This is a genomic window from Actinomadura sp. BRA 177, from assembly GCF_013372625.1.
Classification (GTDB): domain Bacteria; phylum Actinomycetota; class Actinomycetes; order Streptosporangiales; family Streptosporangiaceae; genus Spirillospora.
In genome coordinates this window covers 1-22,948 of record NZ_JABXFD010000297.1, presented here as the reverse complement: position 1 = coordinate 22,948, position 22,948 = coordinate 1, and the positions used below count along the sequence as shown (strand labels likewise).

The 22,948-nt window shown below is 72.2% G+C and carries 22 protein-coding genes, 1 tRNA gene and 1 pseudogene; 1 reads left to right on the top strand and 23 read right to left on the bottom strand.

Features of this window, described 5'->3' with window-relative positions:
* Positions 1-101: 101 nt before the first annotated feature.
* The 5 genes from HUX53_RS14295 to HUX53_RS14275 form a co-directional block, all read right to left on the bottom strand.
* Positions 102-174 (bottom strand) — tRNA-Ala (locus HUX53_RS14295).
* A 78-nt stretch (positions 175-252) separates the two neighbouring features.
* Positions 253-915: a histidine phosphatase family protein gene (locus HUX53_RS14290; RefSeq protein WP_176403668.1), complete on the bottom strand. Its 663-nt coding sequence runs from the start codon at positions 913-915 to the stop codon at positions 253-255.
* The gene (rsfS, locus tag HUX53_RS14285; RefSeq protein WP_176403667.1) at positions 908-1,321 is read right to left on the bottom strand and encodes a ribosome silencing factor; all 414 of its coding nucleotides are present in this window, start codon (positions 1,319-1,321) and stop codon (positions 908-910) included. Before rsfS ends, HUX53_RS14290 begins: the two co-directional genes overlap by 8 nt.
* A gap of 169 nt (positions 1,322-1,490) precedes the next feature.
* Positions 1,491-2,078, bottom strand: a complete 588-nt coding sequence (gene nadD / locus HUX53_RS14280; protein WP_176403666.1) for a nicotinate-nucleotide adenylyltransferase — start codon at positions 2,076-2,078, stop codon at positions 1,491-1,493.
* A 52-nt stretch (positions 2,079-2,130) separates the two neighbouring features.
* Positions 2,131-3,417, bottom strand: a complete 1,287-nt coding sequence (locus HUX53_RS14275; RefSeq protein ID WP_217919422.1) for a phenylacetate--CoA ligase family protein — start codon at positions 3,415-3,417, stop codon at positions 2,131-2,133.
* Between the two features lie 91 nt (positions 3,418-3,508).
* On the opposite strand from HUX53_RS14275, the gene HUX53_RS14270 reads away from it, so the two are divergent.
* Positions 3,509-4,540: a M48 family metallopeptidase gene (locus HUX53_RS14270; RefSeq protein WP_176403665.1), complete on the top strand. Its 1,032-nt coding sequence runs from the start codon at positions 3,509-3,511 to the stop codon at positions 4,538-4,540.
* Positions 4,541-4,593: 53 nt separating this feature from the next.
* On the opposite strand, the gene HUX53_RS14265 is transcribed toward HUX53_RS14270, so the two are convergent.
* From HUX53_RS14265 to HUX53_RS14180, 18 genes and pseudogenes are all read right to left on the bottom strand, one after another.
* Positions 4,594-6,348: a TIGR03767 family metallophosphoesterase gene (locus HUX53_RS14265; protein WP_176403664.1), complete on the bottom strand. Its 1,755-nt coding sequence runs from the start codon at positions 6,346-6,348 to the stop codon at positions 4,594-4,596.
* 54 nt (positions 6,349-6,402) lie between these two features.
* Positions 6,403-7,662 carry a glutamate-5-semialdehyde dehydrogenase gene (locus tag HUX53_RS14260; protein WP_176403663.1) on the bottom strand — a complete coding sequence of 420 codons (1,260 nt, stop codon included), beginning with the start codon at positions 7,660-7,662 and terminating at the stop codon, positions 6,403-6,405.
* The gene (gene proB / locus HUX53_RS14255) at positions 7,662-8,780 is read right to left on the bottom strand and encodes a glutamate 5-kinase (protein ID WP_176403662.1); all 1,119 of its coding nucleotides are present in this window, start codon (positions 8,778-8,780) and stop codon (positions 7,662-7,664) included. The genes HUX53_RS14260 and proB overlap by 1 nt, the downstream gene beginning before the upstream one ends.
* Positions 8,781-8,832: 52 nt before the next feature.
* Positions 8,833-10,230, bottom strand: a complete 1,398-nt coding sequence (obgE, locus tag HUX53_RS14250) for a GTPase ObgE (RefSeq protein WP_176403661.1) — start codon at positions 10,228-10,230, stop codon at positions 8,833-8,835.
* 82 nt (positions 10,231-10,312) lie between these two features.
* Positions 10,313-10,570, bottom strand: coding sequence for a 50S ribosomal protein L27 (rpmA, locus tag HUX53_RS14245; protein ID WP_067640985.1), 258 nt, complete (start codon positions 10,568-10,570; stop codon positions 10,313-10,315).
* A 14-nt stretch (positions 10,571-10,584) separates the two neighbouring features.
* Entirely contained in the window at positions 10,585-10,899 is a 315-nt protein-coding gene (gene rplU / locus HUX53_RS14240) for a 50S ribosomal protein L21 (RefSeq protein ID WP_176403660.1), read from the bottom strand.
* A 290-nt stretch (positions 10,900-11,189) separates the two neighbouring features.
* Positions 11,190-13,454, bottom strand: a pseudogene (locus HUX53_RS14235) (ribonuclease E/G); the annotation flags it as partial.
* A 70-nt stretch (positions 13,455-13,524) separates the two neighbouring features.
* On the bottom strand, positions 13,525-14,316 hold the full coding sequence (locus HUX53_RS14230; protein WP_176403659.1) for a hypothetical protein: 792 nt from the start codon (positions 14,314-14,316) through the stop codon (positions 13,525-13,527).
* A gap of 69 nt (positions 14,317-14,385) precedes the next feature.
* Complete coding sequence (locus tag HUX53_RS14225; protein ID WP_309237215.1) at positions 14,386-15,093, bottom strand: VIT1/CCC1 transporter family protein; 708 nt, start codon at positions 15,091-15,093, stop codon at positions 14,386-14,388.
* A 12-nt stretch (positions 15,094-15,105) separates the two neighbouring features.
* A complete protein-coding gene (gene lgt / locus HUX53_RS14220; protein ID WP_176403658.1) occupies positions 15,106-16,224 on the bottom strand; it encodes a prolipoprotein diacylglyceryl transferase in 1,119 nt (372 codons plus the stop codon).
* Between the two features lie 46 nt (positions 16,225-16,270).
* On the bottom strand, positions 16,271-17,104 hold the full coding sequence (locus HUX53_RS14215) for a thioredoxin domain-containing protein (protein ID WP_309237214.1): 834 nt from the start codon (positions 17,102-17,104) through the stop codon (positions 16,271-16,273).
* Between the two features lie 82 nt (positions 17,105-17,186).
* Positions 17,187-17,966 carry a thioredoxin domain-containing protein gene (locus HUX53_RS14210; RefSeq protein ID WP_176403657.1) on the bottom strand — a complete coding sequence of 260 codons (780 nt, stop codon included), beginning with the start codon at positions 17,964-17,966 and terminating at the stop codon, positions 17,187-17,189.
* Positions 17,967-18,026: 60 nt separating this feature from the next.
* A complete protein-coding gene (locus HUX53_RS14205) occupies positions 18,027-18,518 on the bottom strand; it encodes a vitamin K epoxide reductase family protein (protein ID WP_176403656.1) in 492 nt (163 codons plus the stop codon).
* Positions 18,519-18,688: 170 nt separating this feature from the next.
* Positions 18,689-19,501, bottom strand: a complete 813-nt coding sequence (gene trpA, locus HUX53_RS14200; RefSeq protein WP_176403655.1) for a tryptophan synthase subunit alpha — start codon at positions 19,499-19,501, stop codon at positions 18,689-18,691.
* Positions 19,498-20,727 carry a tryptophan synthase subunit beta gene (trpB, locus tag HUX53_RS14195; RefSeq protein ID WP_176403654.1) on the bottom strand — a complete coding sequence of 410 codons (1,230 nt, stop codon included), beginning with the start codon at positions 20,725-20,727 and terminating at the stop codon, positions 19,498-19,500. Before trpB ends, trpA begins: the two co-directional genes overlap by 4 nt.
* A gap of 114 nt (positions 20,728-20,841) precedes the next feature.
* Positions 20,842-21,648: an indole-3-glycerol phosphate synthase TrpC gene (gene trpC, locus HUX53_RS14190; protein ID WP_176403653.1), complete on the bottom strand. Its 807-nt coding sequence runs from the start codon at positions 21,646-21,648 to the stop codon at positions 20,842-20,844.
* 265 nt (positions 21,649-21,913) lie between these two features.
* A complete protein-coding gene (locus HUX53_RS14185) occupies positions 21,914-22,363 on the bottom strand; it encodes a DUF2752 domain-containing protein (protein WP_309237213.1) in 450 nt (149 codons plus the stop codon).
* Positions 22,364-22,629: 266 nt separating this feature from the next.
* Positions 22,630-22,948 (bottom strand): winged helix-turn-helix domain-containing protein (locus tag HUX53_RS14180; protein ID WP_176403652.1); only part of this gene is annotated, 319 nt, incomplete at its 5' end.

Here is a 22,948-nt window from a genome sequence, read left to right as displayed (position 1 = left end):
TTTCGTCATGTTGACCCGGGGGGCGCCCCCCGGGTCAACATGACGAAGGAGTGGCGGGGAGGGAGCCGAAGGCTCCCGACCACACCACTCCCAACTCCGAGTGGAGCTATGGGGATTCGAACCCCAGACCTCCTCCATGCCATGGAGGCGCGCTACCAACTGCGCCATAGCCCCGCCGCTGCGTGGACGTTCATCCCGCAGCGCCTCGCCAGTGTATAGGACGGACGGGGCTGCTCTCGAATCGTTTGGGCGTCAGGTGCCGGCGTCGGGGCGGTCGTCGCTGAGGACGGGTTCGGGGAGAGTGCCGGCGTTGTGTTCGGCGAGGCGCCAGCCGCCGTCGCGCATTTCGATGATGACGGACCAGCAGCAGTTGGACAGGCCGCCGAGGCGTTCCCAGGTCTCTTCGGGGAGGCCGATGAGGTGGGACATGCCGAGGCGGAGGGCGGCGCCGTGGGAGGCGACGACGAGCTGGCCGTTGGGCGGCAGTTCGTCGAGGGCGCGTTCGAGGGCGGCGCCGACGCGTTTGGCGACCTGGGCGCTGGTCTCGCCGCCGGGCGGCTGCCAGGCGGCGTGTTCGGCGGGGTAGCGTTCGCGGATCTCGCGGGAGGTGAGGCCTTCCCAGGCGCCGCCGTCGCGTTCGATGAGGTCCTTGTCGTAGCGGACGGGGAGTCCGGTGATGTCGGCGAGGGCCTGGGCGGTGTCGGCGGCGCGTTTGAGGGGTGAGGCGAGCAGCGCGGTGGGGCGGAGTCCGGCGAGGAGCCGGGCGGCCCGCTGGGCCTGGGCGATGCCGGTCTCGTCGAGCGGGATGTCGGTCTTGCCCTGGAAGCGGCGTTCGACGTTCCACGCGGTCTGGCCGTGCCGCCAGAGGACGAGCCGCCGCCGTCCCGGCTCGCGGGCGGGCCGGGCGTCATTCACTCGGGCTCCCGACGGCGCGGGCGCGCTGGGCCCGGTGGGCGGTGGCGCTGTCCGGCAGGTCGAGGAGGGGGCAGTCTTTCCACAGGCGTTCGAGGGCGTAGTACATGCGGTCTTCTTCGTGCTGGATGTGCACGATGATGTCGACGTAGTCGAGCAGGACCCAGCGGCCTTCGCGCTCGCCTTCGCGGCGGACGGGCTTGGCGCCGGCGTCTTCGCGGAGGCGTTTCTCGACCTCGTCCACGATGGCGCGGACCTGCCGGTCGCTGGGTGCGGAGCAGAGCACGAAGGCGTCGGTGATGACGAGCTGCTCGCTCACGTCGTAGGCAAGAATGTCGTCGGCCAGCTTGTCGCCCGCCGCCTCGGCGGCGATCCGGACGAGCTCTGCCGCCCTCTCGGATGCGGTCACGGTGCGCTCGCGATCCTCCCTGTAGGGGTCGTCTCCGTTGACACCCTCTCATGGGCGGCGGACAACGGACCCCTTTGTCGCTGTGCGACCGCAATGCTCATGCGGCCCTTCCCCCTCCAGCGTATGCGCCCCGGCCGGCACACTCCCGCAGGGCGCGGAGGTACGCGTCCTAGTACAGCCCGCGCTTGTTGATGTACTGGACGATGCCGTCCGGCACGAGGTACCAGATGGGTTCGCCGGCGTGGACGCGGTCGCGGCATTCGGTGGAGGAGATGGAGAGGGCGGGGACTTCCATGAGGGAGACGCGCCCGTTGGGGAGGCCGGGGTCGGCGAGGCGGTGGCCGGGGCGGGTGACGCCGATGAAGTGGGCGAGCTCGAACAGTTCGTCGGTGTCGTGCCAGGTGAGCATCTTCTCCAGCGCGTCGGCGCCGGTGATGAAGAACAGGTCGGTGTCGGCGCCCCGGAGTTCGCGCATGTCGCGGAGGGTGTCGACGGTGTAGGTGGGGCCGGGCCGGTCGATGTCGATGCGGCTGACGGAGAAGCGGGGGTTGGACGCGGTGGCGATGACGGCCATGAGGTAGCGGTCCTCGGCGGGGGTGACGTCGCCGCGCTCCTTGTGGGAGGAGAGGCCGGTGGGCACGAAGACGACCTCGTCGAGGGAGTAGAAGTGCGCGACTTCGCTCGCGGCCACGAGGTGCCCGTGGTGGATGGGGTCGAAGGTGCCGCCCATGACCCCGAGCCGCCGCTTTTGCGTCATACCGACGAGAATAATCGGCGGGGCCGGTGCCCGGAACGTCCGGGTCCCCGGGTCAGCCGAGGCCGGGGATCGGCGGCCGGCCGTCGTCCCAGGTCACGACGCGGATGGCCTTGCCGACCTCGACCCTCGGCACGGTGCCGGCGGGCAGCACGAACACGTCGGCGGTGAGGCCGAGCGTCTCGTGCAGCGCGTGGACGAGGTCGCCCCGCGGGTCGCCGGCGACGGCCTCGCAGGCGACGAGGAGCCGGGCGGACGGGCTGCGCCGGTCGACGACGAGCTGGTAGTGCGGCCGGACGAGCCCGGAGCCGAGCAGGACGCGCTCGACCTCGCTGGGGTACACGTTGACGCCGCGGACGACGAGCATGTCGTCGGCGCGGCCGAGGACCTTGCTCATCCGGACGAGGGTCCGCCCGCAGGGGCATTCGCCGCGGGTGAGGGACGCGATGTCGCCGGTCCGGTAGCGCAGCAGGGGCAGTGCCTGCTTGGTCGGGGTGGTGAAGACGAGTTCGCCGGGGGTGCCGTCCTCGACGGGGTCGCCGGTGGACGGGCCGACGGCCTCGACGATGAAGTGGTCCTCGTTGACGTGCAGGCCGTCCTGTTCGAGGCATTCGGTGGCGACGCCGGGGCCGATGACCTCGGAGAGGCCGTAGATGTCGACGGCCTTGATGGGCAGTACGGCCTCGATGGCGGTGCGCAGTTCCTCCGACCAGGGTTCGGCGCCGAACACGCCGGCCTTCAGCGCGGGCAGTTCGACACCGGCCTCGGCGACGGCCTCGCCGAGGCGCAGCGCGTACGCGGGGGTGCAGGTGAGGATGTCGGCGTTCAGGTCGGCGAGCATCCGCACCTGCCGGTCGGTCATACCGCCGGACATCGGCACGACGGTTGCGCCGAGCGCGACGGCGCCCTGGTGGATGCCGATGCCGCCGGTGAACAGCCCGTACCCGTAGGCGTTGTGGACGATGCTGCCCGGCGACGCCCCCGCGCAGGAGAGGGAGCGCGCGCACATCGCCGCCCACAGGTCGAGGTCGGCCTTGGTGTAGGCGACGAGGGTGGGTCGTCCGCGCGTCCCACTGGAGCCGTGCACGGCGGCGACCTGGTCCTGCGGGACGGCGAGCATCCCGAACGGGTAGTTGTCCCAGAGGTCCTGCTTGGTGGTGAAGGGCAGGTCGCGGAGCTGGGCCAGTGTCACGTCGGAGCCGCCGGCGACTCCGGCCTCCTTGAGCCGCTGGCCTTGCACCCCGTCCGCGGCGAGGAGGCGGTCGACCAGGCCCCACAGCCGGTGCCGCTGCAGCGCGGCTCGCTCGTCCAGGGACATCGCCTCGGCTTTGGGGTCGAACATGAATCGCCTCCCGGGGAGGGCCGGAACCGCGCGGGTCACTCCGGCGTGGAACCCTGCGGCACGCTGGTTCGTCGGGACTACCATGCCAGACATGACGGAGAACACACCGGATCGAGCACGTACGCGGTTCCCGGGCATCAGTTCCCGGGCCTACGAACACCCGGCGGACCGATCGGCGCTGCTGGCGCTGCGTTCGCTGTCCGGGTTCGACGTCGTCCTGCGCAAGCTGTCGGGGCTGGTCAACGAGCGGTCGCTGCGGCTGATGTTCCTCGGCGGGACGGTGCGCGCCGGCGAGGACCAGTTCCGGCACATCCACGACATGGTCCGGGACGCCTGCTACATCCTGGACATGCCGGAGGTCCCGGAGCTGTACGTCCGGCAGGACCCGACGCCGAACGCGATGGCCCTCGGTTCCGACCACCCGTTCATCGTGCTGAACACCGGCCTGATCGACCTGCTGGACGACGAGGAGCTGCGGTTCGTCATCGGGCACGAGGTCGGGCACATCCTGTCCGGGCACGCGGTGTACCAGACGATGATGCAGATCCTGCTGCAGCTCGGGTCGCGGCTGGCGTGGCTGCCGCTCGGCAACGTCGGCATCGCGGCGATCATCATCGGGCTGCGCGAGTGGTTCCGGAAGGCGGAGCTGTCGTCCGACCGGGCGGGGCTGCTCGCCGGGCAGGACGTGGACGCGGCGAAGCGGGTCAACATGAAGCTGGCCGGCGGGGTCCGGCTGGGCGAGATGAGCAGCGAGGCGTTCCTGCAGCAGGCGCGCGAGTACGACGCGGCCGGCGATGTGCGGGACGGCATCCTGAAGTTCCTGAACCTGCTCGGGCAGTCGCACCCGTACGCGGTGATCCGGTTCGCCGAGATCGACCAGTGGGCGCGCAGCGGCGAGTACGAGCGGATCCTGGCGGGCGACTACCCGCGCCGCGACGGCGACGGCGACGCGTCCGTCCGGGACGGGATCAAGGACGCGGCGCGCTCCTACCGGGAGTCGTGGGAGCGGTCGGCGGACCCGTTCGTGGGCAAGGTCCGCGACATGGCGGACGCGGCGGCGGGCGCGGCCGGCGGGCTGTTCGACCGGATCAGCCGCCGGGACAACGGGCCGACGAGCAGCTAGCGAGAAGAGGCCGGGGCCGCCGCGACACGGACGCGGCGGCCCTTCTCGTGTCCCTAGAACGGCGCCGGGACGAGGAGTTCGACGTTGCGGTCGGCGACCTCGCCGCGGCGGTCGGTGTCGCGGTCCTGCCAGTCGTTGCCCGCCAGTTCGCGGGACAGCGACGCGAGCCGGACGGGGTCGGTGAGCCGGCCGCCGTAGGACGCGGGTCCGGCGGAGTCCAGGATCGTCGCGAAGACCGACAGGGTGCCGTCGCCGTTGTCGGCCAGCTCCACGATGCGGCTCTGCTGCGGGAAGTCGATGTGCGCGGCCGTGTTCACCTCCCAGAACCCTCCGCCGCCCTTGCGCGCGTGCGGAATGACCTGGTTGCGGTGCGTGTGGCCGTTCACCCACAGGATGACGTTCGGGTAGCGCAGCAGGAGCGCCTGCACCTCGTCGCCGAGGACGCGGTCGCCGCCCAGCGGGTTCTCCAGCGAGGCGATCGGGTGGTGGCTGAACAGGACGAACAGCCGGTCCTTCACCGCGTGCTTCACGACCGAGCCGTCCGGGGCGAAGTAGCGGCTGCTGCCGGCCTTCAGCTGCGCCTCCAGCCAGGCGAACTGCTTCTTGTCGAGCGAGCCCTCGGAGTAGCCGTTCGGGTTGACGGTGTCGAGGACGAGCCCGCGCACCACGCCCTGGTCGAACCCGTAGTAGGCCGTCCCGTCCCAGAGGTTGGTCATGGTGAAGCCGTGGCCGCGCAGGGACGCGGACGTCTTGAAGTGCTCGGCGACGACCTCCCGGCGCGACAGCATCCGCCGGTTCCAGTCGGGCGTGACGGGACGGAACAGGCCGCCGGCACCGCCCTGCTCGCGGCTCAGCCGGACGAGTTCCGCCGAGTCCGCCTTCTGGATCATGCGGGCGAGGCGCTCGGCCTGCCCGTCGTCCGCCGGGGCGCCGATCTTGATGCCGCCGGTGGCGAGGCCGGAGACGAGCGGGTTGACCGGCAGGTTGCCCTGGATGAGGCCGTCGTGGTTGCCGAACGCGGCGAGCCACGGCATGTCGAGACCGGACGCCTGGAACGGCCGGCGCGCGGCGTCGATCAGCCCCTTCACCTGCGGGAACCCGTACTTGGTCAGCGCGACGTCGGCCTGCGCGCCGGGCGGCGGGCCCTCGGGGTGCCAGTACGCGCGGTCGTAGGACGCCCAGTCCATGACGCCCTCGTACTTGTTCGGGTCGCCGGAGTCGGGGCGGACGCGCCGGCCGTCCAGCAGGTCGATGATCCAGCGGATCTCGTTGTACTGGACGTTGTCGGCGGCGTCCCCGGTGTTGATCGTGAACGCCAGCCCGAGCCCGGTGGCCGGGCCGCGGCCGACCTTGTTCATCGTCTGCACCATCGCCTCGGCGACCTGCGTGGACAGGATCTCCTGCGGCCGCCACCCGCCCTCCGGGAACCCGCTCACCAGGTCGCGGATGCGGTCGATGAACTCGACGCGGGCCGGGGACTGCGCGTCGATGATGTGCACGTCGGTGAGATGCCCGAACGCCAGGACGCCGCGGCGGGTGGCGGCGCGGCGCGCGGCGGCGGTGCCGCCGAGGTCGCGGCGCAGCCGGTGCGGCTCCCCCGGCCCGGTGATCACCGGCCGGTACCCGCCGGCGCCCGCCGCGCCGAGCACGTACGTCCGGTCGAGGGTGGTACCGGCGATCGGGCCGCTGAGCGCGGGCGTCGCGGCGGCGGCGGGACGCGCGGGGAACGCGGCCAGCCCGGTGGAGGCGATGCCCGCGCCGAGGGCGGCGCCCTGCAGGACACGGCGGCGGCTGTACTCACGAGTCACAATCGTGAATCAGACCACACTCGCAACGTGACATCAATGGCAAAAATGTCACAATTAGCCGCGGGTGTGCCCCTCACCCGTCACCACGTACTTCGTGGACGTCAGCTCCGGCAGCCCCATCGGGCCGCGCGCGTGCAGCTTCTGCGTCGAGATGCCGATCTCCGCACCGAAGCCGAACTCCTCGCCGTCGGTGAAGCGCGTCGAGGCGTTCACCATCACGGAGGCCGAGTCGACCAGCGACACGAAACGCTTCGCGGCCGGCTGGGACGCCGTCACGATCGCCTCGGTGTGGCCCGAACCGTACGTACGGATGTGGGCGACCGCGTCCTCAAGGGAGTCGACCACCCGGGCGGCGATGTCGAGCGACAGGTACTCGGCGTACCAGTCGTCGTCGGTCGCCTCAACGACGTCGGCGCTGTACGAGCGCATGCGGTCGTCGCCGTGGACGGTGACCCCGGCCGTCTTGAGCGCCTCAAGCGCGCGCGGGACGAACGTGTCGGCGATGTCGGCGTGCACCAGGAACGTCTCCGCCGCATTGCACACCGACGGGCGCTGCGTCTTGGCGTTCAGCAGGATTTCGACGGCCATGTCCACATCGGCGGCGGCGTCCACGTACACCGCGCAGTTCCCGACGCCCGTCTCGATCACGGGGACGGTCGACTCCTCCACCACCGAGTTGATCAGCGAGGCGCCGCCGCGCGGGATCAGCACGTCCACCAGGCCGCGCGCCCGCATCAGGTGCTTCACCGACTCGCGGGACGTGCCCGGGACGAGCTGCACCGCGTCCGCCGGGACCTCCGTCTCGGCCAGCGCGCCCTGCATGACCTCGACCAGCACCGTGTTCGAGTCGTGCGCCGACGACGAGCCGCGCAGCATCGCCACGTTCCCGCTCTTCAGGCACAGCGCGGCGGCGTCCACGGTCACGTTCGGACGGCCCTCGTAGATCATCCCGACGACGCCGAGCGGCACCCGGATCTGCCGCAGCTCCAGGCCGTTCGGCAGCACGTTGCCGCGCAGCGTCTCCCCCACCGGGTCCGGCAGCGCGGCGACCTGCCGGACGGCCTCGGCGATCGCGGCGATCCGCGCCTCCGACAGGCTCAGCCGGTCGATCATGTACTCCGAGGTGCCGTTGTCGCGGGCCCGCGCGACATCGACCTCGTTCGCCTTCACGATCTCCGGGGCGGCGGCGACCAGCGCGTCCGCGATGCGGTGCAGCGCCGCGTCCTTCGCCGCGCGCGGCAGCGGAGCCAGCCCGGCTGCCGCCTCCCGCGCCCGCCGCGCCACGGCAAGGAACTCTTCGCGCTCGTCACTCATCACAACGCTCCCTCGTCAAGGACGACCAGATGGTCGCGGTGGATTATCTCGCGTTCGTATTCCGCGCCCAGCTCGCGGGCCAGCCATCTGGTCGAGCGGCCCATCAGCTCCGGGAGCTCGGACGCGTCGTAGTTCGCCAGGCCGCGCGCGACGACGTGGCCGTCGGTGTCGCACAGGTCGACCGGGTCGCCGGCCGCGAAGTCGCCGTCCACGCCCGTCACGCCGGCCGGGAGCAGGGACTTGCGGCGCCGCACGACCGCCTCGACGGCGCCCGCGTCCAGCGTGACGCGCCCCTGGCCGGTGGTGGCGTGCGCGAGCCACAGGTTCCGCGTCGACATGCGGCGGCCCTCGGCCGGGTGGAACAGCGTGCCGACGCTGTCCCCGGCGAGCGCGTGCGCGGCGGACGCGGCGTTGGTGAGCACCACCGGGATGCCCGCGATCCGGGCCGCCTCGACCTTGGTGACCATGCCGCCCGTGCCGACGCGTCCGGACCGGCCGAGCTTGACGTCCTTCAGGTCGTCCGGGCCGTGGACGTCGCCGACGCGGCGGACGCCGGGCTGGCGCGGGTCACCGGTGTAGAGGGCGTCGACGTCCGACAGCAGGACGAGCGCGTCCGCGCGGATCAGGTGGGCGACGAGCGCGGCGAGCCGGTCGTTGTCGCCGAACCGGATCTCGTCGGTGGCGACGGTGTCGTTCTCGTTCACGATCGGCAGGATCCCCATCGCGAGGAGCTGCCCCAAGGTGCGCTGCGCGTTGCGGTGGTGCGAGCGGCGCATCATGTCGTCGGCGGTGAGCAGCACCTGCCCGACCGTCAGCGCGTACCGGGCGAAGGACGAGGTGTAGCGGGCGAACAGCAGGCCCTGCCCGACGCTCGCCGCCGCCTGCTGGGTCGCGAGATCGCGCGGACGGCGGGTCAGCCCCAGCGGCCCGAGCCCGGCCGCGATCGCACCGGACGACACGAACACGATCTCGGTGCCGTCGGCGCGGCGGGCGGCGAGGACGTCCACCAGCGCGTCGATGCGGTTCGCGTCGATCGTCCCCTGCGACGTGGTCAGCGACGACGACCCCGCCTTGACGACGATCCGGCGCGCCTTGGCGATCTCCGCGCGCTCGCTCATGACCCTGCCTCCTGTGGAGGGGCGACCCCCCACACCCCCCGGTTCGCTCCGCTCATGACCAGCCGTCCAGGCGGCGGTCGGTGCCGCGCGGGCCCATGGCGGCCTCGCCCGCCGGGACCTCCGGTTCCCAGTCGAACACGATCGAGTCGTCGATGGTGCCGATCAGGACGGTGGCGCCGGCGCTGGCGCCCGCCTGCGCGAGCGCGTCCTCCACGCCGAGCCGGGCGAGCCGGTCGGCGAGGTAGCCGACGGCCTCCTCGTTGGCGAAGTCGGTCTGCCGCAGCCACCGGACGGGTTTCACGCCGGTGATCAGGTACGTGTTGTCGCCGAGGTTCTTGATCTCGAAGTCGGTGTCGCCGCCGACCGGCTCGGGCCGGATGACGATGCGGGTCGGCTCCGCCGGCGGCAGCGCCGCGCGGTACTCGCTCACCATCGCCGCCATCGCGAACGACAGCTCCCGCAGGCCCTCGTGGGAGGCCGCCGACACCTCGAACACCCGCAGGCCGCGCGCCTCGAAGTCGGGGCGCACCATCTCGGCGAGGTCGCGGCCGTCCGGTACGTCCACCTTGTTGAGGACGACGATGCGCGGGCGGTCCGACAGCGGCCGGTCGCCGAGCACCCGGTCGTAGGCCTGCAGTTCGCGTTCGATGACCTCGAAGTCGCTGACCGGGTCGCGGCCCGGCTCCATCGTCGCGCAGTCGAGGACGTGCGCGAGCGTGGACGAGCGCTCGATGTGGCGGAGGAAGTCGAGGCCGAGGCCGCGCCCCTCGCTGGCGCCCTCGATGAGGCCCGGCACGTCCGCGACCGTGAACGTCGTGTCGCCCGCGCTCACCACGCCGAGGTTCGGGATCAGCGTCGTGAACGGGTAGTCGGCGATCTTCGGCTTGGCGGCGGACAGCGCGGCGATCAGCGACGACTTGCCCGCGCTGGGGAACCCGACGAGCGCGACGTCCGCGACGCTCTTCAGCTCCAGGACGACGTCGCGCTCCTCGCCCGGCTCGCCGAGCAGCGCGAACCCGGGCGCCTTGCGCTTCGCGGTCGCCAACGCCGCGTTCCCGAGGCCGCCGTGGCCGCCCTTCGCGATCACGTACCGGGTGCCCTCGCCGACCAGGTCGGCCAGCACCGTGTCGCCCTCCTTGACGACGGTGCCGTCCGGGACGGGCAGGATCACGTCGCCGCCGTCCGCGCCCGTCCGCAGGCTGCCCTGCCCCGGCTTGCCGTTCCCCGCCTTGCGGTGCGGACGCCGGTGGTATTCCAGCAGGCTCGCCGAGTTGCCGTCCACGACGAGGACGACGTCGCCGCCGCGCCCGCCGTTCGCGCCGTCCGGGCCGCCGAGCGGCTTGAACTTCTCCCGGTGGATCGAGGCGCAGCCGTTCCCGCCGTTGCCCGCCGCGACGTGCAGCACCACCCGGTCGACGAACTGCGCGCCCGATCCCGCTCCAGCGGCCACGGTGACTCTCCTCAATGGAAACGGCGAAGGGGCGGACCGTGCACCGGTCCGCCCCTTCGAAAACGCTTGTGCCCCAGGCGGACTATTCCGCCGGCGGGACGACGCTGACCGCGTTGCGGCCGCGGTAGCGGCGGAACTGGACCGCGCCCGCGACCAGCGCGAACAGCGTGTCGTCGCCGCCGCGGCCGACGCCCGGCCCGGGGTGGAAGTGGGTGCCGCGCTGCCGGACGATGATCTCGCCGGCGTTGACGACCTGGCCGCCGAACCGCTTCACGCCGAGGCGCTGGGCGTTGGAGTCGCGGCCGTTGCGGCTGGACGATGCGCCCTTCTTGTGTGCCATGAGAACGCGCTCCCTTACTTCCCGGCCTGGATACCGGTGATCTTGACCTCGGTGTACGGCTGGCGGTGACCCATCCGGCGCTTGTACCCGGTCTTGTTCCGGTAGTGCATGATGTTGATCTTCGGGCCCTTGACCGCGCCGAGGATCTCGGCGGTCACCTCGTAACGCGCGAGGTCGGCCGCCTTGCTGACGACGTCGTCGCCGTCCACGACCAGCAGGGCCTGAAGCTTGACGGTCGAGCCGACCTCACCGGCCAGCTTGTCGACGGTCAGCACGTCGTCGACGGCGACCTTCTCCTGCCGGCCGCCTGCGCGGACAATCGCGTACACCGCGGAAACCCTTCGTCTGCGCGCGCTTCCGGACTGAACCGGTCCCGCGCGTGGCTTACCAGCCCCCGGACGGGGGCCTACCCCCGGCACCGGGCCGAGGGCGGCACACCAGGGCGGACCCTGGCGCTCTCTGCTTGGCCTCACCGGATCGGCGAGGTGAGCACCGAACGACCCCCGGACGGGTTTCGCGGTGCAGGTACGGACGGCGCGCCCACGACGCACCGAAGTAGAAGGATACCGGATGCCCTGACCGCAACGCGAACGCGTCCGGCCAGGGCACCGGTCCCTCGTCAGTCCGCGGACTCGCCGCCGTCGGCGGTCTGCGCGGCGGTGGCGCGGCGCCGGGTGGGGCGGCGGGTGGCGGTGCCGCCCTCGTCCGCGCCCTCGTCCCCGGCGGGCGCGGAGCCGTTCGGCTCGGCGGCGGACGCGTCGGCGGGCACCTCGGCGCCGCCCAGGTCCGGGCCGGTGCCGTTGGCGGTGACCGGGACCGGCTCGGCGTCGGCCAGGGCGCCCGGGGAGGTGTCGACCGCCTCCTCGGCGGCGTCCGCGGCCTCCACGGCGGCCTGCGCCGGGGACTCGTCGATCTCCGGCGGCGGGCCCGCCGGGCGCTTCGCCGGGCCCGACTTCTTCGGCCGCGACCGCACCGGCTCCGGCTCGGCCTCCACGACCGGCGCCTCGGCGGGCTCCGGCTCGGCGGCCGGCTCCTTCGCCTTGGGCTCGTGCTGAGCCAGTTTCTCCTCGACGGCCTTCTCGACCTCGCCCTTGCGCTTGCGGCGGCGCCCGTTCTCCTTGCCGGCCGCCTTGTCCTGCTTCGGCTCGACCGGCGTCAGGTGGACGTGGATGCCGCGGCCGTTGCACGACTCGCAGGTCTCCGAGAACGCCTCCAGCAGGCCCTGGCCGACGCGCTTGCGGGTCATCTGGACCAGGCCCAGCGAGGTGACCTCGGCGACCTGGTGCTTGGTACGGTCCCGCGACAGGCACTCGACGAGGCGGCGCAGCACCAGGTCCCGGTTGGACTCCAGCACCATGTCGATGAAGTCGATCACGATGATGCCGCCGAGGTCGCGGAGCCGGAGCTGGCGGACGATCTCCTCGGCCGCCTCCAGGTTGTTGCGGGTGACGGTCTCCTCCAGGTTGCCGCCCTGCCCGGTGAACTTGCCGGTGTTGACGTCGATGACCGTCATCGCCTCGGTGCGGTCGATCACCAGGGAGCCGCCGGACGGCAGCCACACCTTGCGGTCGAGCGCCTTGGCGATCTGCTCGTCGATGCGGTACGCCGACAGGGCGTCCTGGTCGCCCGTCCAGCGCTCGACGCGGTCGGCCAGGTGCGGCGCCACGTACTCGACGTACTCGGAGATCGTGTCCCACGCCTCGGAGCCGGACACGACCAGCTTGGAGAAGTCCTCGTTGAAGATGTCGCGGACGACCCGGATCGTCAGGTCGGGCTCGCCGTAGAGCAGCGACGGCGCCGACGCCGTCTTCACCTTCTTCTGGATGCTGTCCCACTGGGCGGCGAGGCGGGACACGTCGCGGGACAGCTCCTCCTCCGTCGCGCCCTCGGCCGCCGTGCGGACGATCACGCCGGCGTTCTCCGGCATGACCTTCTTCAGTATCGACTTGAGCCGGCTGCGCTCCTTGTCGGGCAGCTTGCGGCTGATGCCGGTCATCGAGCCGTCCGGCACGTACACGAGGTAGCGGCCGGGCAGCGAGACCTGGCTGGTGAGCCGGGCGCCCTTGTGGCCGAGCGGGTCCTTGGTGACCTGGACGAGCACCGACTGGCCGGACTTGAGCGCCGACTCGATGCGGCGCGGCTGCCCCTCCAGGCCGGAGGCGTCCCAGTTGACCTCGCCCGCGTACAGGACGGCGTTGCGGCCCTTGCCGATGTCGACGAACGCCGCCTCCATCGACGGCAGGACGTTCTGGACCTTGCCCAGGTAGACGTTGCCCACGTACGACTGGTGGGTGGCGCGGTTGACGTAGTGCTCGACGAGGACGTCGTCCTCCAGGACGGCGATCTGCGTGCGCTCGCCCTCCTGCCGCACCACCATCACGCGCTCGACCGACTCGCGGCGCGCCAGGAACTCCGCCTCGGTGATCACCGGCGGGCGGCGGCGGCCCTGCTCGCGGCCCTCGCGGCGGCGCTGCTTCTTGGCCTCCAGGCGGGTCGAGCCGCGCACGGACTGGACCTCGTCCTCGGCGGCGGCGCGGGCCTCCCGGGCGGAGCGGACGTGCGTGACGGTGTTCGGCGGGTCGTCGGTGCCGTTCCCGCCGTCGCCGTCGGTCCCGGTGCGGCGCCTGCGGCGGCGACGGCGGCGGCTCGACCCGTTCTGGCCGTTCTCGCCGTCGTCCTCGTCGTCGGCGGCCTCCTGCTCGGCCTCCTCCGCCTTGGGCTCCTTCTTGGCCCTGCCGGCGGCCCTGCCGCCCCTGGTGGAGGTCTTGCCGGCCTTGGGCTGCTCCTCTTTGGCCTCCTTGGCCTCCTCGGCCTCGGGCTCCTCGGCCGATGCCTCGTCCTCGGCGCCGTCCTTGCCCCGGCCGCGGCCGCGGCCGCCGCGGCGGGGTTCATCGGGGTCCACGGGCGCGCAGACTACTGCCCGCCGGCCGGTGACACGCCGGTGCGCGGCGCGCTCACTGCCCGGACTTCCCGCCGGCCGCCAGGTCGAGCCGCCCGTACAGGAAGTCGGCGGCGTTCTCGATGACCAGGCTCACATCGATCATCTCGTTGAGCGAGGCGGGCTGCTCCCCGCCGGCCCGCTCCACCCACGTGATCACGGCGTAGTGGCCGTAGGTCTTGGCGTAGGCGGCGCTGAACCCGGGCCCGAACGCGGGCACCCCGGGCGCCTTCAGCGGCACCACCCAGCCGGCGCCGGTCGCCGGGTCCAGGTCGCGCAGCACCTGCTTGGCGCCGTCCTCGGCCGCCATGTTCAGCACGATGAACTGGCCGACGTGCTTCTTGTCGTCGCTCACGTACGCGGCGCGGACGAGCTGGGTGCACTGGCCCTTGGCGAGGTCGCCCTGCAGGCGGGCGCCCCACGTGCCGGCCTTGCAGTCGTCCGTCAGGTCGGACGCGGCCAGCGTGAACGCGTACTTGCCGGTCTTCAGGTTCTTGGCGGAGAACGCCTCGCCCTCGGTGATCGCGCGGGTGTCGGCGGACCGGGACGCGATCTGGGCGAAGCCCTCGCCGAGGTAGTCGGGCGTGTAGGCGGTCGGCACCGCCGTCTTCGCCTCCTGCTCGTCGCTCCCGCCGGTCAGCAGGACCACGGCCACCGCCGCGACGACCACCACGACCAGCGCGGCGACCGCGCCGATCAGCAGCTTCGGCTTGGGGAGCCTGCGGCCGGGCTTCTCCTCCGGCCAGAAGTCCTCCCCGCGGCCCTGCCGCGCGGCCTGGGGGGAACCTGAGTCACGAGCCTCGATCACGCCCCGGAGCTTAGCGGTCCGGGTGCGCTCCGCGCGCCCAAAAGGGGTTTTCGTCCAGATTCCTTGGAGCTACAGCCCGTTGCCGCCGATCAGCGCACCGACACCGTAGGTGATGCCCGCGGCGGCGGCGCCGAACAGCAGCTGCCGGGTCCCGCCGAACCACCACGGCCGGGTGGTGATCCGCGACACCACCGCCCCGGCGGCGAACAGGCCGAGGGCGGCGACGATCGCCGCGGGCCACAGCGAGGACGCGCCCAGCAGGTAGGGCAGCACCGGCAGGACCGCGCCGACCGCGAACGACAGGAACGACGAGCCCGCCGCCAGCACCGGGGACGGCAGGTCGCCGGGCGTCACCCCGAGCTCCTCCCTGGTGTGCACCTCCAAGGCCTCGTCCGGGTTGCGGGACAGCTGGCGGGCGACCTCGGCGGCCGTCTCGGCGTCCACGCCGCGCGCCTCGAACACCTCGGCCAGCTCGCGCTCCTCGGCGACCGGGTGCCGGGCGAGCTCCAGCCGCTCCACCTCGATCTCCGCCTCCGCCAGCTCCGACTGGGAGGCGACCGAGATGTACTCCCCCGCCGCCATCGAGAACGCGCCCGCCGCGAGGCCCGCGAGGCCGGCCAGCAGGACGACCTGCCGGTTCTCCTGGCCGCCCGCGACGCCCGCGATCAGCGCGAAGTTCGACACGAGCCCGTCCATCGCGCCGAACACCGCGGGCCGCAGCCAGCCCCCGGTGACGTCGCGGTGCTGGTGGTGGTGCTCCGTGCCTGCGTCCGACACCGTGGCCGTCGCCTACTTCCCGTCCGTGACGGGCTCCCCCTTCGTCACCCGGCCGGGGTCGGCGGCACCGTCGCCCTCATTCTCCACGGCCTCGCCGGCGGGCTCGTCCTCCGGGGCGTCGTCTCGGGCCTCCTCTGCCGAATCGGCCTCGGCGGAGGGCTCCTCCGTCTCGCCGGCGTCCTCGGCCTCCGCGCCGGCCTTGGGCTCGTCGTCCGCCGCGTCCGCCGCCTCGTCCTCGCTCGTGGCGGGGACGGCGGCGGTGTCACCGGACGCGGTCTCGGCGACGGGGGCGCCGACGTTCTCCGGGCCGGTGCGGCCCCGGTTCAGGTACAGGTAGGCGACCGCGCCGATGAACAGGGCGATCGACGTCCAGTCGTTGAGGCGCAGGCCGAGGATGTGGTGGGCGTCGTCGATGCGCAGCGCCTCGATCCAGCCGCGTCCGACCGTGTAGGCGGCGACGTAGAGGGCGAACGCGCGGCCGTGCGTGAGCTTGTAGCGGCGGTCGGCCCAGATGACGAGGACCGCGACGCCGAGGCACCACAGCGACTCGTACAGGAACGTCGGGTGGTAGGTCGCGATGTCGGCGTACCTGGGGTCGAGGGCGGGCCCGCCGTCCAACATCGGCCGGTGGTTCTCGTCGATCTTCAGCGCCCAGAAGGTGTCCAGCGGGCGGCCGTACAGCTCCTGGTTCCAGTAGTTGCCCCAGCGGCCGATCGCCTGCGCCAGCACGATGCCGGGCGCGACCGCGTCGGCGAGCGCCAGGATCGAGATGCCGCGCCGCCGGCAGCCGATGTAGGCGCCGAGCGCGCCGAGCGCGATCGCGCCCCAGATGCCGAGGCCGCCCTTCCAGATCTCCAGCGCCCGCAGCGGCTCGCCGTTCTCCCCGAAGTAGCGCTGGTAGTCGGTGACCACGTGGTAGAGCCGCCCGCCGACCAGGCCGAACGGCACCGCCCACACGGCCACGTCGACGATCACGCCCGGCGCGCCGCCCTTGGCGGCCCAGCGCCGCTCGCCCAGCCAGACCGCGGCGACGATGCCGAGAATGATCATGATGGCGTAGGCGCGGATCGGGACGGGCCCGAGGTGCCAGACGCCCTGCGAGGGACTCGGGATGTAGGCGAGCTGGTGCATGACCGTTGACGTTACCGCCTTCCGGGCGCCGTCCGCGCCCTCTCCTTCACTGCCGTCCGGCCGCCGTGCCGCCCGGCCGCGTGCTTCCCGGTGCCGGTGCGCTCCCGGTGGCCTTCGCGACGGCCTTCTTCAGCTCGTCGGGCGAGCCGAGGACGTCGCCGCCGACCTTCCTGCCGTTCAGTGCGAGGTACGGGGTCGAGTCGACCCCGGCCTTCCCCGCCTGGGCGCTGGCCTGGTCCACGGTGTCCATCTTCTGCTCGCCGTTGACGCAGGCGGCGAAGGACGGGTCGGTCACGCCCAGGTCGGCCGCCCATTGTATGAGGTCCTGCGGGAGGAACCCCTTCTTGCCCTCTTCGGGCTGCTCGGCGTACAGCCGGTCGTGGTACTTGATCCAGTGGTCGGCGGGCATGCAGGCCGCCGCGTTCGCGGCGCGCCGCGAGTTCGACATCAGCGGGTCCTGCTGGAACAGCTGGAACGGCCGGTAGACGACCTTCAGCTTGCCCTCCGCCGCCAGCTGCTTCATCGTCCCGCCGAGCCGCTCCTCCATCGCCTTGCACGCGGGGCACTGGAAGTCCTCCCAGACGTCGAGGACGGGCGCGTTCACCCCCGGCTTCGCCATCGCGACCGAGCCGTCCTGCTGCCGGGTCGCCGGGGCGAGGGCGCCCTTGTAGTCGCCGATCGCGGACTCGTCGCCGCCGTTGCGGGACACCAGCACGACGACCGCCGCGACCACGACCGCGGCCAGGGCGACGGCGCCGAGGACGACCAGCAGCGCGCGCTGCCGCCGTCCCCGGGCCGCCGCCCGCGCCCGCTCGTCCGCGAGGCGCCGCCGCGCGGACGGTTCCCTGCCCTGCTCGCTCATCGATCCCCCGATCGCCACGGTGCGTGCTCTTGAGCTATCACGAGCGTAGCGGTGGCGGCCGGGCGAGGGCCTCAGGAAGCGCCGTGCGGGCGGGGCGAGGTCACTTCCCGGCGGTCTTGCCGGCGGCGTCGATCGTCGCGCGCAGCGCCGCGGGGTTCATGAACTGCGTCTGGTCGAGCTTCTGGCCGTTCAGGAAGACCGTCGGCGTGCCGTCGACCCCGCGCTCCTGCAGCGCGTAGTTGGTCATCGAGGTGACGGTGGCCTTCTTCTGCTCGTCCCGCACGCACTTCTCGAAGTTCGGGTCGGTGACGCCGACGTCCTTGCCCCACTTCACCAGGTCGTCGGGCGAGAAGCCCTCCGAGCCCTCGGCGGGCTGGAACTTGAAGAGCGCGTCGTGGTAGGAGATCCACTTGTCGGCGGGGACGCACAGCGCCGCCTCGGCCGAGCGCAGCGAGTTGATCCGGATGGGGTCCTTCTGCTGCCCGAACAGGTGGAACGGCCGGTAGACGACCTTGACCTTGCCCTGCTCGGCGAGCTCCTGGACGGTCTTGCCGGTGGCCTCCTCGAACTGCTTGCAGATCGGGCACTGGAAGTCCTCGAAGATCTCCAGCTCCGGCTTGGTCACCCCGGACTGCGCCATCACGATGGAGCCGTCGTCCTGGCGGGTGAGCGGGGCGAGCGCGCCCTGGTGGACCTCGGCCCGGCCGTTCTTGTTCTTCTGGTCGATGACCAGGACGGTCCCGACCACGATCACCGCTACGGCCACCACCGATCCGAGGACGATGGCGAGCAGCCGCCGCTGCTTGTCCCGCGCCGCCTGCCGCTTGCGCTCGGCGGCCAGGCGCTCTCTCGCGGACCGCTCTCGTGCGGCCTTGCTCATGGATTCTCCTCGTGCGTACGGACCCGGGCGCCGCCACCGTGCGGCGCGGTACCGGCGAGATTAGTCGACCTGACCGATCCGTCGGAATTCGTCGATCAGGACCAGCAGGAACAGCACGACGGTGACGGCGTGCACCCCGGTGCACCACAGGCAGATCTTGTGCAGGACCGCCAGCTCGACGGTGACGAGGTAGACGACCATGAGCACGCCCACGGAGACGGCCGCGACCCGGCCCCAGCGCAGCGGCGGCCACGTCGAGCGCAGCGCCCACGGCGTCAGCAGCGCGCCGAAGCCGACGAAGAACGCGAGGCCGAGCAGCGGCATCGGGATGCCGAGCAGGGTGGAGTACTCGCTCGTCGTGACCGCGTGGCAGTCGATCGTCGAGGTCGCCGAGCACACCAGCGCGCTCTCGTCGTAGTGGCTGATCGTCAGGTAGACGGAGATCCCGAGCCCGCCGAGCGTCAGCAGCCAGGCCGCGACCTGGAACCAGGCGGGCGGCAGCCGCGGCGCCGCCGTCTCGGCCCGGTCCTTCGCCGTCATCTCTTGCGTCATCGTGTTCCTTCCGGGACCGCCTCCTCCGGCGAACACACCCTACGGGAGGACGGCGGTACCACAAGCAACAACTCGGCGGCGGCCGCCGGGAGTTCCCGAAGTACCGTAAAGCCCGCGCGGAAGCGGCTTTTCCGCGTTCCGCGCGGGCCTTGCCGGCATGTCCGGAATGATCAGTGCCGGGCGCGGACGCCCGCCGCGAGCTCCTCGGTGAGCGACCGGATCCCGGCCAGTCCGGCCGTCAGGTCGGGGGCCTCCAGGACGCGGCGGACGAACGCCGATCCGACGATGACGCCGTCGGCGAACCCGGCGACCTCGGCGGCCTGCGCGCCGGTGCCGACGCCGAGCCCGAGCCCGATGGGCAGCGCCGTCCCGGCCTTGTCGATCACCGCACGGGTCCGCTCGACCAGGTGCGGGGCGCCGGTGTCGACGGCGGAGCGGGCGCCGGTGACGCCCATCAGCGACGCCGCGTACACGAAGCCGCGGCACACCCCGGTGATCGTCTCGATGCGCTCGTCGGTGGAGCTGAGCGCGACGAGGAACACCCGGTCGAGGCCGTGCGCGTCGGACGCCGCCAGCCACTCGCCGCCCTCCTCGGGCGTGAGGTCGGGGGTGATCAGCCCGGACCCGCCGGCGGACGCCAGGTCGCGGGCGAACCGGTCGGTGCCGTAGTGGTCGACGGGGTTCCAGTACGTCATGACGAGGGTGGGGACGCCGGTGGCGGCGACGGCCTCGACCGTCCGGAACACGTCGGCGACGCGGGCGCCGCCGACCAGTGCCTGGTGGACGGCGTCCTGGATGACGGGGCCGTCCATCATCGGGTCGGTGTAGGGCAGGCCGAGTTCGATGACGTCGCAGCCCGCGTCGACCATGGTCTTGGCGACCTCGATGGCGCCGTCCACGGTCGGGAAGCCGACGGGCAGGTAGCCGACGAGCGCGGCCCGTCCCTCCGCCTTGGCCTTGTCGTAGGCGGTCCGGGCGCTCACTTGCCCTCTCCTTCTGGCATCAGGCCGAAGAAGGCGGCGGCCGTGTGCATGTCCTTGTCGCCGCGTCCGGACAGGCACACGACGATCGTGGCGTCCGGGCCCAGTTCCCTGCCGACCTTGAGCGCGCCGGCGAGCGCGTGCGCCGACTCGATCGCCGGGATGATGCCCTCGGTGCGGCACAGCAGCGCGAACGCGTCCATCGCCTCCGCGTCGGTGATCTCGCGGTACTCGGCGCGTCCGGTGTCGTGCAGCCACGAGTGCTCGGGGCCGACACCGGGATAGTCCAGTCCGGCGGAGATCGAGTGGGTTTCGAGGGTCTGGCCGTCGTCGTCCTGCAGCAGGTAGGTCCGCATGCCGTGGATGACGCCGAGCGAGCCGCCGGTGAGGGTCGCGGCGTGCTTGCCGGTCGCGACGCCGTCGCCGCCCGCCTCGAACCCGTACAGCCGGACGGACTCGTCCGGGACGAAGGCGTGGAAGGTGCCGATCGCGTTGGAGCCGCCGCCGACGCAGGCGACGACCGCGTCCGGCAGTGCGCCGGTCATGTCGATGCACTGCTGCCGGGCCTCGACGCCGATGATGCGCTGGAAGTCGCGGACCATCATCGGGAACGGGTGCGGGCCCATGACGGACCCGATGCAGTAGTGGGTGTCGTCGACGGTCGCGACCCAGTCGCGGAACGCCTCGTTGCAGGCGTCCTTGAGGGTGCGGCTGCCGGTCTTCACCGGGATCACCTCGGCGCCGAGCATCCGCATCCGGGCGACGTTCAGGGCCTGCCGCTCGGTGTCGACCTCGCCCATGTAGACGGTGCAGGTCAGGCCGAGGAGCGCGGCGGCGGTCGCGGTGGCGACGCCGTGCTGCCCGGCGCCGGTCTCGGCGAGGAGCCGGGACTTGCCCATCCGCTTGGTGAGCAGCGCCTGGCCCAGCACATTGTTGATCTTGTGCGAGCCGGTGTGGTTGAGGTCCTCGCGCTTCAGCAGCACCCGGGCGCCGCCCGCGTGCTCGGCGAAGCGCTTCGCCTCGGTCAGCAGGCTCGGACGTCCCGCGTAGTTCGCGAGGAGGTCGTCCAGCTCCGCGGTGAAGGCGGGATCCCGCTTGGCGGCCTCGAACTCGCGGGCCAGCTCGTCCAGCGCCGCCATCAGCGCCTCGGGGGCGAACCGGCCGCCGAACCGGCCGAAATGGCCGGTGGCATCGGGTACAGCACCGCGCGCGGCGGTGTCCGTGGTCATCGGAAAACGCGTCCTGTCGTGGGAGAAGTGGATGGGGTCGGTGGGGCCTGGACTCAGCCCCGCCATCGCTCCCGGAGCGGTTCGACCTGCATACCCCTCACCCTATCGACTCGCTCAGCCGCTCTGCCGCAGCGCCGGATGGGCGCCCGCGGCGACCAGGTCGGCGACCGCGGCGCGCGGGTCCCGGCCGATGACGAGGCTCTCCCCCACCAGCACGGCGTCGGCGCCGCTGGAGGCGTAGGCGAGCAGGTCGTGCGGCCCCCGCACCCCGGACTCGGCGATCTTCACGACGTCCTTGGGGATGGTGGGCGCGACCCGCGCGAACACCCCGCGGTCGACCTTCAGCGTGCGCAGGTCGCGGGCGTTCACCCCGACGACCTTCGCGCCCGCCGCCACGGCGCGGGCCGCCTCCTCCTCGGTGTGCGCCTCGACGAGCGGCACCAGCCCGATCGACTCGGCCCGCTCCACCAGCGACACCAGCGCGTCCTGCGGCAGCGCCGCGACGATCAGCAGCACCATGTCGGCGCCCGCCGCCCGCGCCTCCCACAGCTGGTAGGACGTGACGATGAAATCCTTGCGCAGGACGGACACGTCGACGTTCGCGCGCACATCGGCGAGATCTTCGAGGCTGCCGCCGAACCGGCGCCGCTCCGTCAGCACGCTGATCACCTTGGCGCCGCCGGCCTCGTAGTCGCGGGCCAGCGCCGCCGGATCCGCGATCGCGGCCAGCGCGCCCTTCGACGGGCTGCTGCGCTTGACCTCCGCGATGACCGAGACGCCCGGGCCGCGCAGCGCGCCGAGCGCGTCCCGCGGGGCCGGCGCCTTCGCCGCCGTCTCCTTGAGTGCGTCGAGCGGGACCTCGCGCTGCCTGTCGGCGAGATCGGCCCGGACGCCCTCGATGATCTCGTCCAAAACGCTCAAGGTCGCAGGCCCCCTATTTCAGGTCGTTCCGTGCACTATATCTATCGGGGGGCGACCCCCCGCGCCCCCCGTCACGACGCAGGCGATCCTCACGCCGCTGTTGCGGTCTGTCGTGCCCGTGCGGGCGTGCGCGGCGTCGCTGCGGTCGCCTGCGTCGGCGGGCATGCCCGCTGCGCTCGCTAGCGCTCGCTCCGCGTGCCTGCCCGCACTCCGGTGGCTGGGCTTCAACCTGCCGGGGCTGAGGTTCGAACCTCCAGGAGTGGGCCTAAGGCGCCAGAGCATTAGCGAAGGGCAGGTTGCGGACTATCCAGTAGACGATCACTAGGCCTAGGAAGGCGTAGACCACTGGTTGTTTGAAGAGGATGGTTCGCATGGGGAGGCCCTGGGCGGTTTTGACCGTCCAGCGGACGTAGAGGTAGCCGAAGACCGGCAGCAGGACGAACAGCAGCGGGTTCAGGCCGAAGGCGGTGCCCACGTCGCCGTGGGTCAGTGCGTAGACGAGGCGCGTCATGCCGCAGCCGGGGCAGTAGTAGCCGGTCAGCATGAGGAATGGGCAGCTCGGATAGTGGCCCGCCTCGTTCGGGTCGCCCCGAAAGGCCACGATCAGCGCGCCGGCGACGACTCCGCCCAGCACCGCCGCCTGCGGCAGCAGCGCCCGCATCCCCTGCTTGGGCGCGTGCGAATGCTCCTGCGGTGGAACGGCTACCCGAGTCACACCCCCACGATAGGCGAGCCGGTTCGGCCCAGCCACGGCAGGTTGAAGCCCAGCCACGGCAGGTTGAACCCCGACCCCGGCAGGTTTAAGCCCAGCCACCGGAGTGCGGGCAGGCACGCGGAGGGAGCGCTAGCGAGCGGAGCGGGCATGCCCGGCGACGCAGGCGACCGCAGCGCCGCACAGACCGCAAGAGGCACAGAGACCGCAACCAGGCGTGAGGATCGCCTGCGTCGCTGACGGGGGTTCCAGGGGGTCGCCCCCCTGGGTCAACAGGGATTCCCCCGGTCCAACACATAGCCGATGCCTCGGACGGTTCTGATGGGGGTGCCTTCGCCCAGTTTGGCGCGGAGCTGGGCTACGTGGACGTCGACGGTGCGGCTGCCGGCGCCGGCGCCGGGGCCCCAGGCGGCGTCCAGGAGTTGTTCGCGGGTGAAGACGCGGCCGGGGTTGGCCATGAGGTATTCGAGGAGGTCGAACTCGGTGACGGTGAGGGTGACGCGGCGGTCGCCGGTGACGGCGGTGCGGTCGGCTCTTATACACATCTGACGCTGGCGACGACGAGGACAGGGTTCATCTCCGGGGCGG

Excerpts from the sequence above, each read along its gene's own strand:
- HUX53_RS14270 (WP_176403665.1), top strand. The coding sequence starts at position 3,509 with ATGACGGAGAACACACCGGATCGAGCACGTACGCGGTTCCCGGGCATC.
- proB (WP_176403662.1), bottom strand. The coding sequence starts at position 8,780 with ATGAGCGAGCGCGCGGAGATCGCCAAGGCGCGCCGGATCGTCGTCAAG.
- HUX53_RS14210 (WP_176403657.1), bottom strand. The coding sequence starts at position 17,966 with ATGAGCAAGGCCGCACGAGAGCGGTCCGCGAGAGAGCGCCTGGCCGCC.
- HUX53_RS14275 (WP_217919422.1), bottom strand. The coding sequence starts at position 3,417 with ATGTTCGACCCCAAAGCCGAGGCGATGTCCCTGGACGAGCGAGCCGCG.
- HUX53_RS14205 (WP_176403656.1), bottom strand. The coding sequence starts at position 18,518 with ATGACGCAAGAGATGACGGCGAAGGACCGGGCCGAGACGGCGGCGCCG.
- lgt (WP_176403658.1), bottom strand. The coding sequence starts at position 16,224 with ATGCACCAGCTCGCCTACATCCCGAGTCCCTCGCAGGGCGTCTGGCAC.
- trpB (WP_176403654.1), bottom strand. The coding sequence starts at position 20,727 with ATGACCACGGACACCGCCGCGCGCGGTGCTGTACCCGATGCCACCGGC.
- nadD (WP_176403666.1), bottom strand. The coding sequence starts at position 2,078 with ATGACGCAAAAGCGGCGGCTCGGGGTCATGGGCGGCACCTTCGACCCC.
- HUX53_RS14260 (WP_176403663.1), bottom strand. The coding sequence starts at position 7,662 with ATGAGTGACGAGCGCGAAGAGTTCCTTGCCGTGGCGCGGCGGGCGCGG.
- rpmA (WP_067640985.1), bottom strand. The coding sequence starts at position 10,570 with ATGGCACACAAGAAGGGCGCATCGTCCAGCCGCAACGGCCGCGACTCC.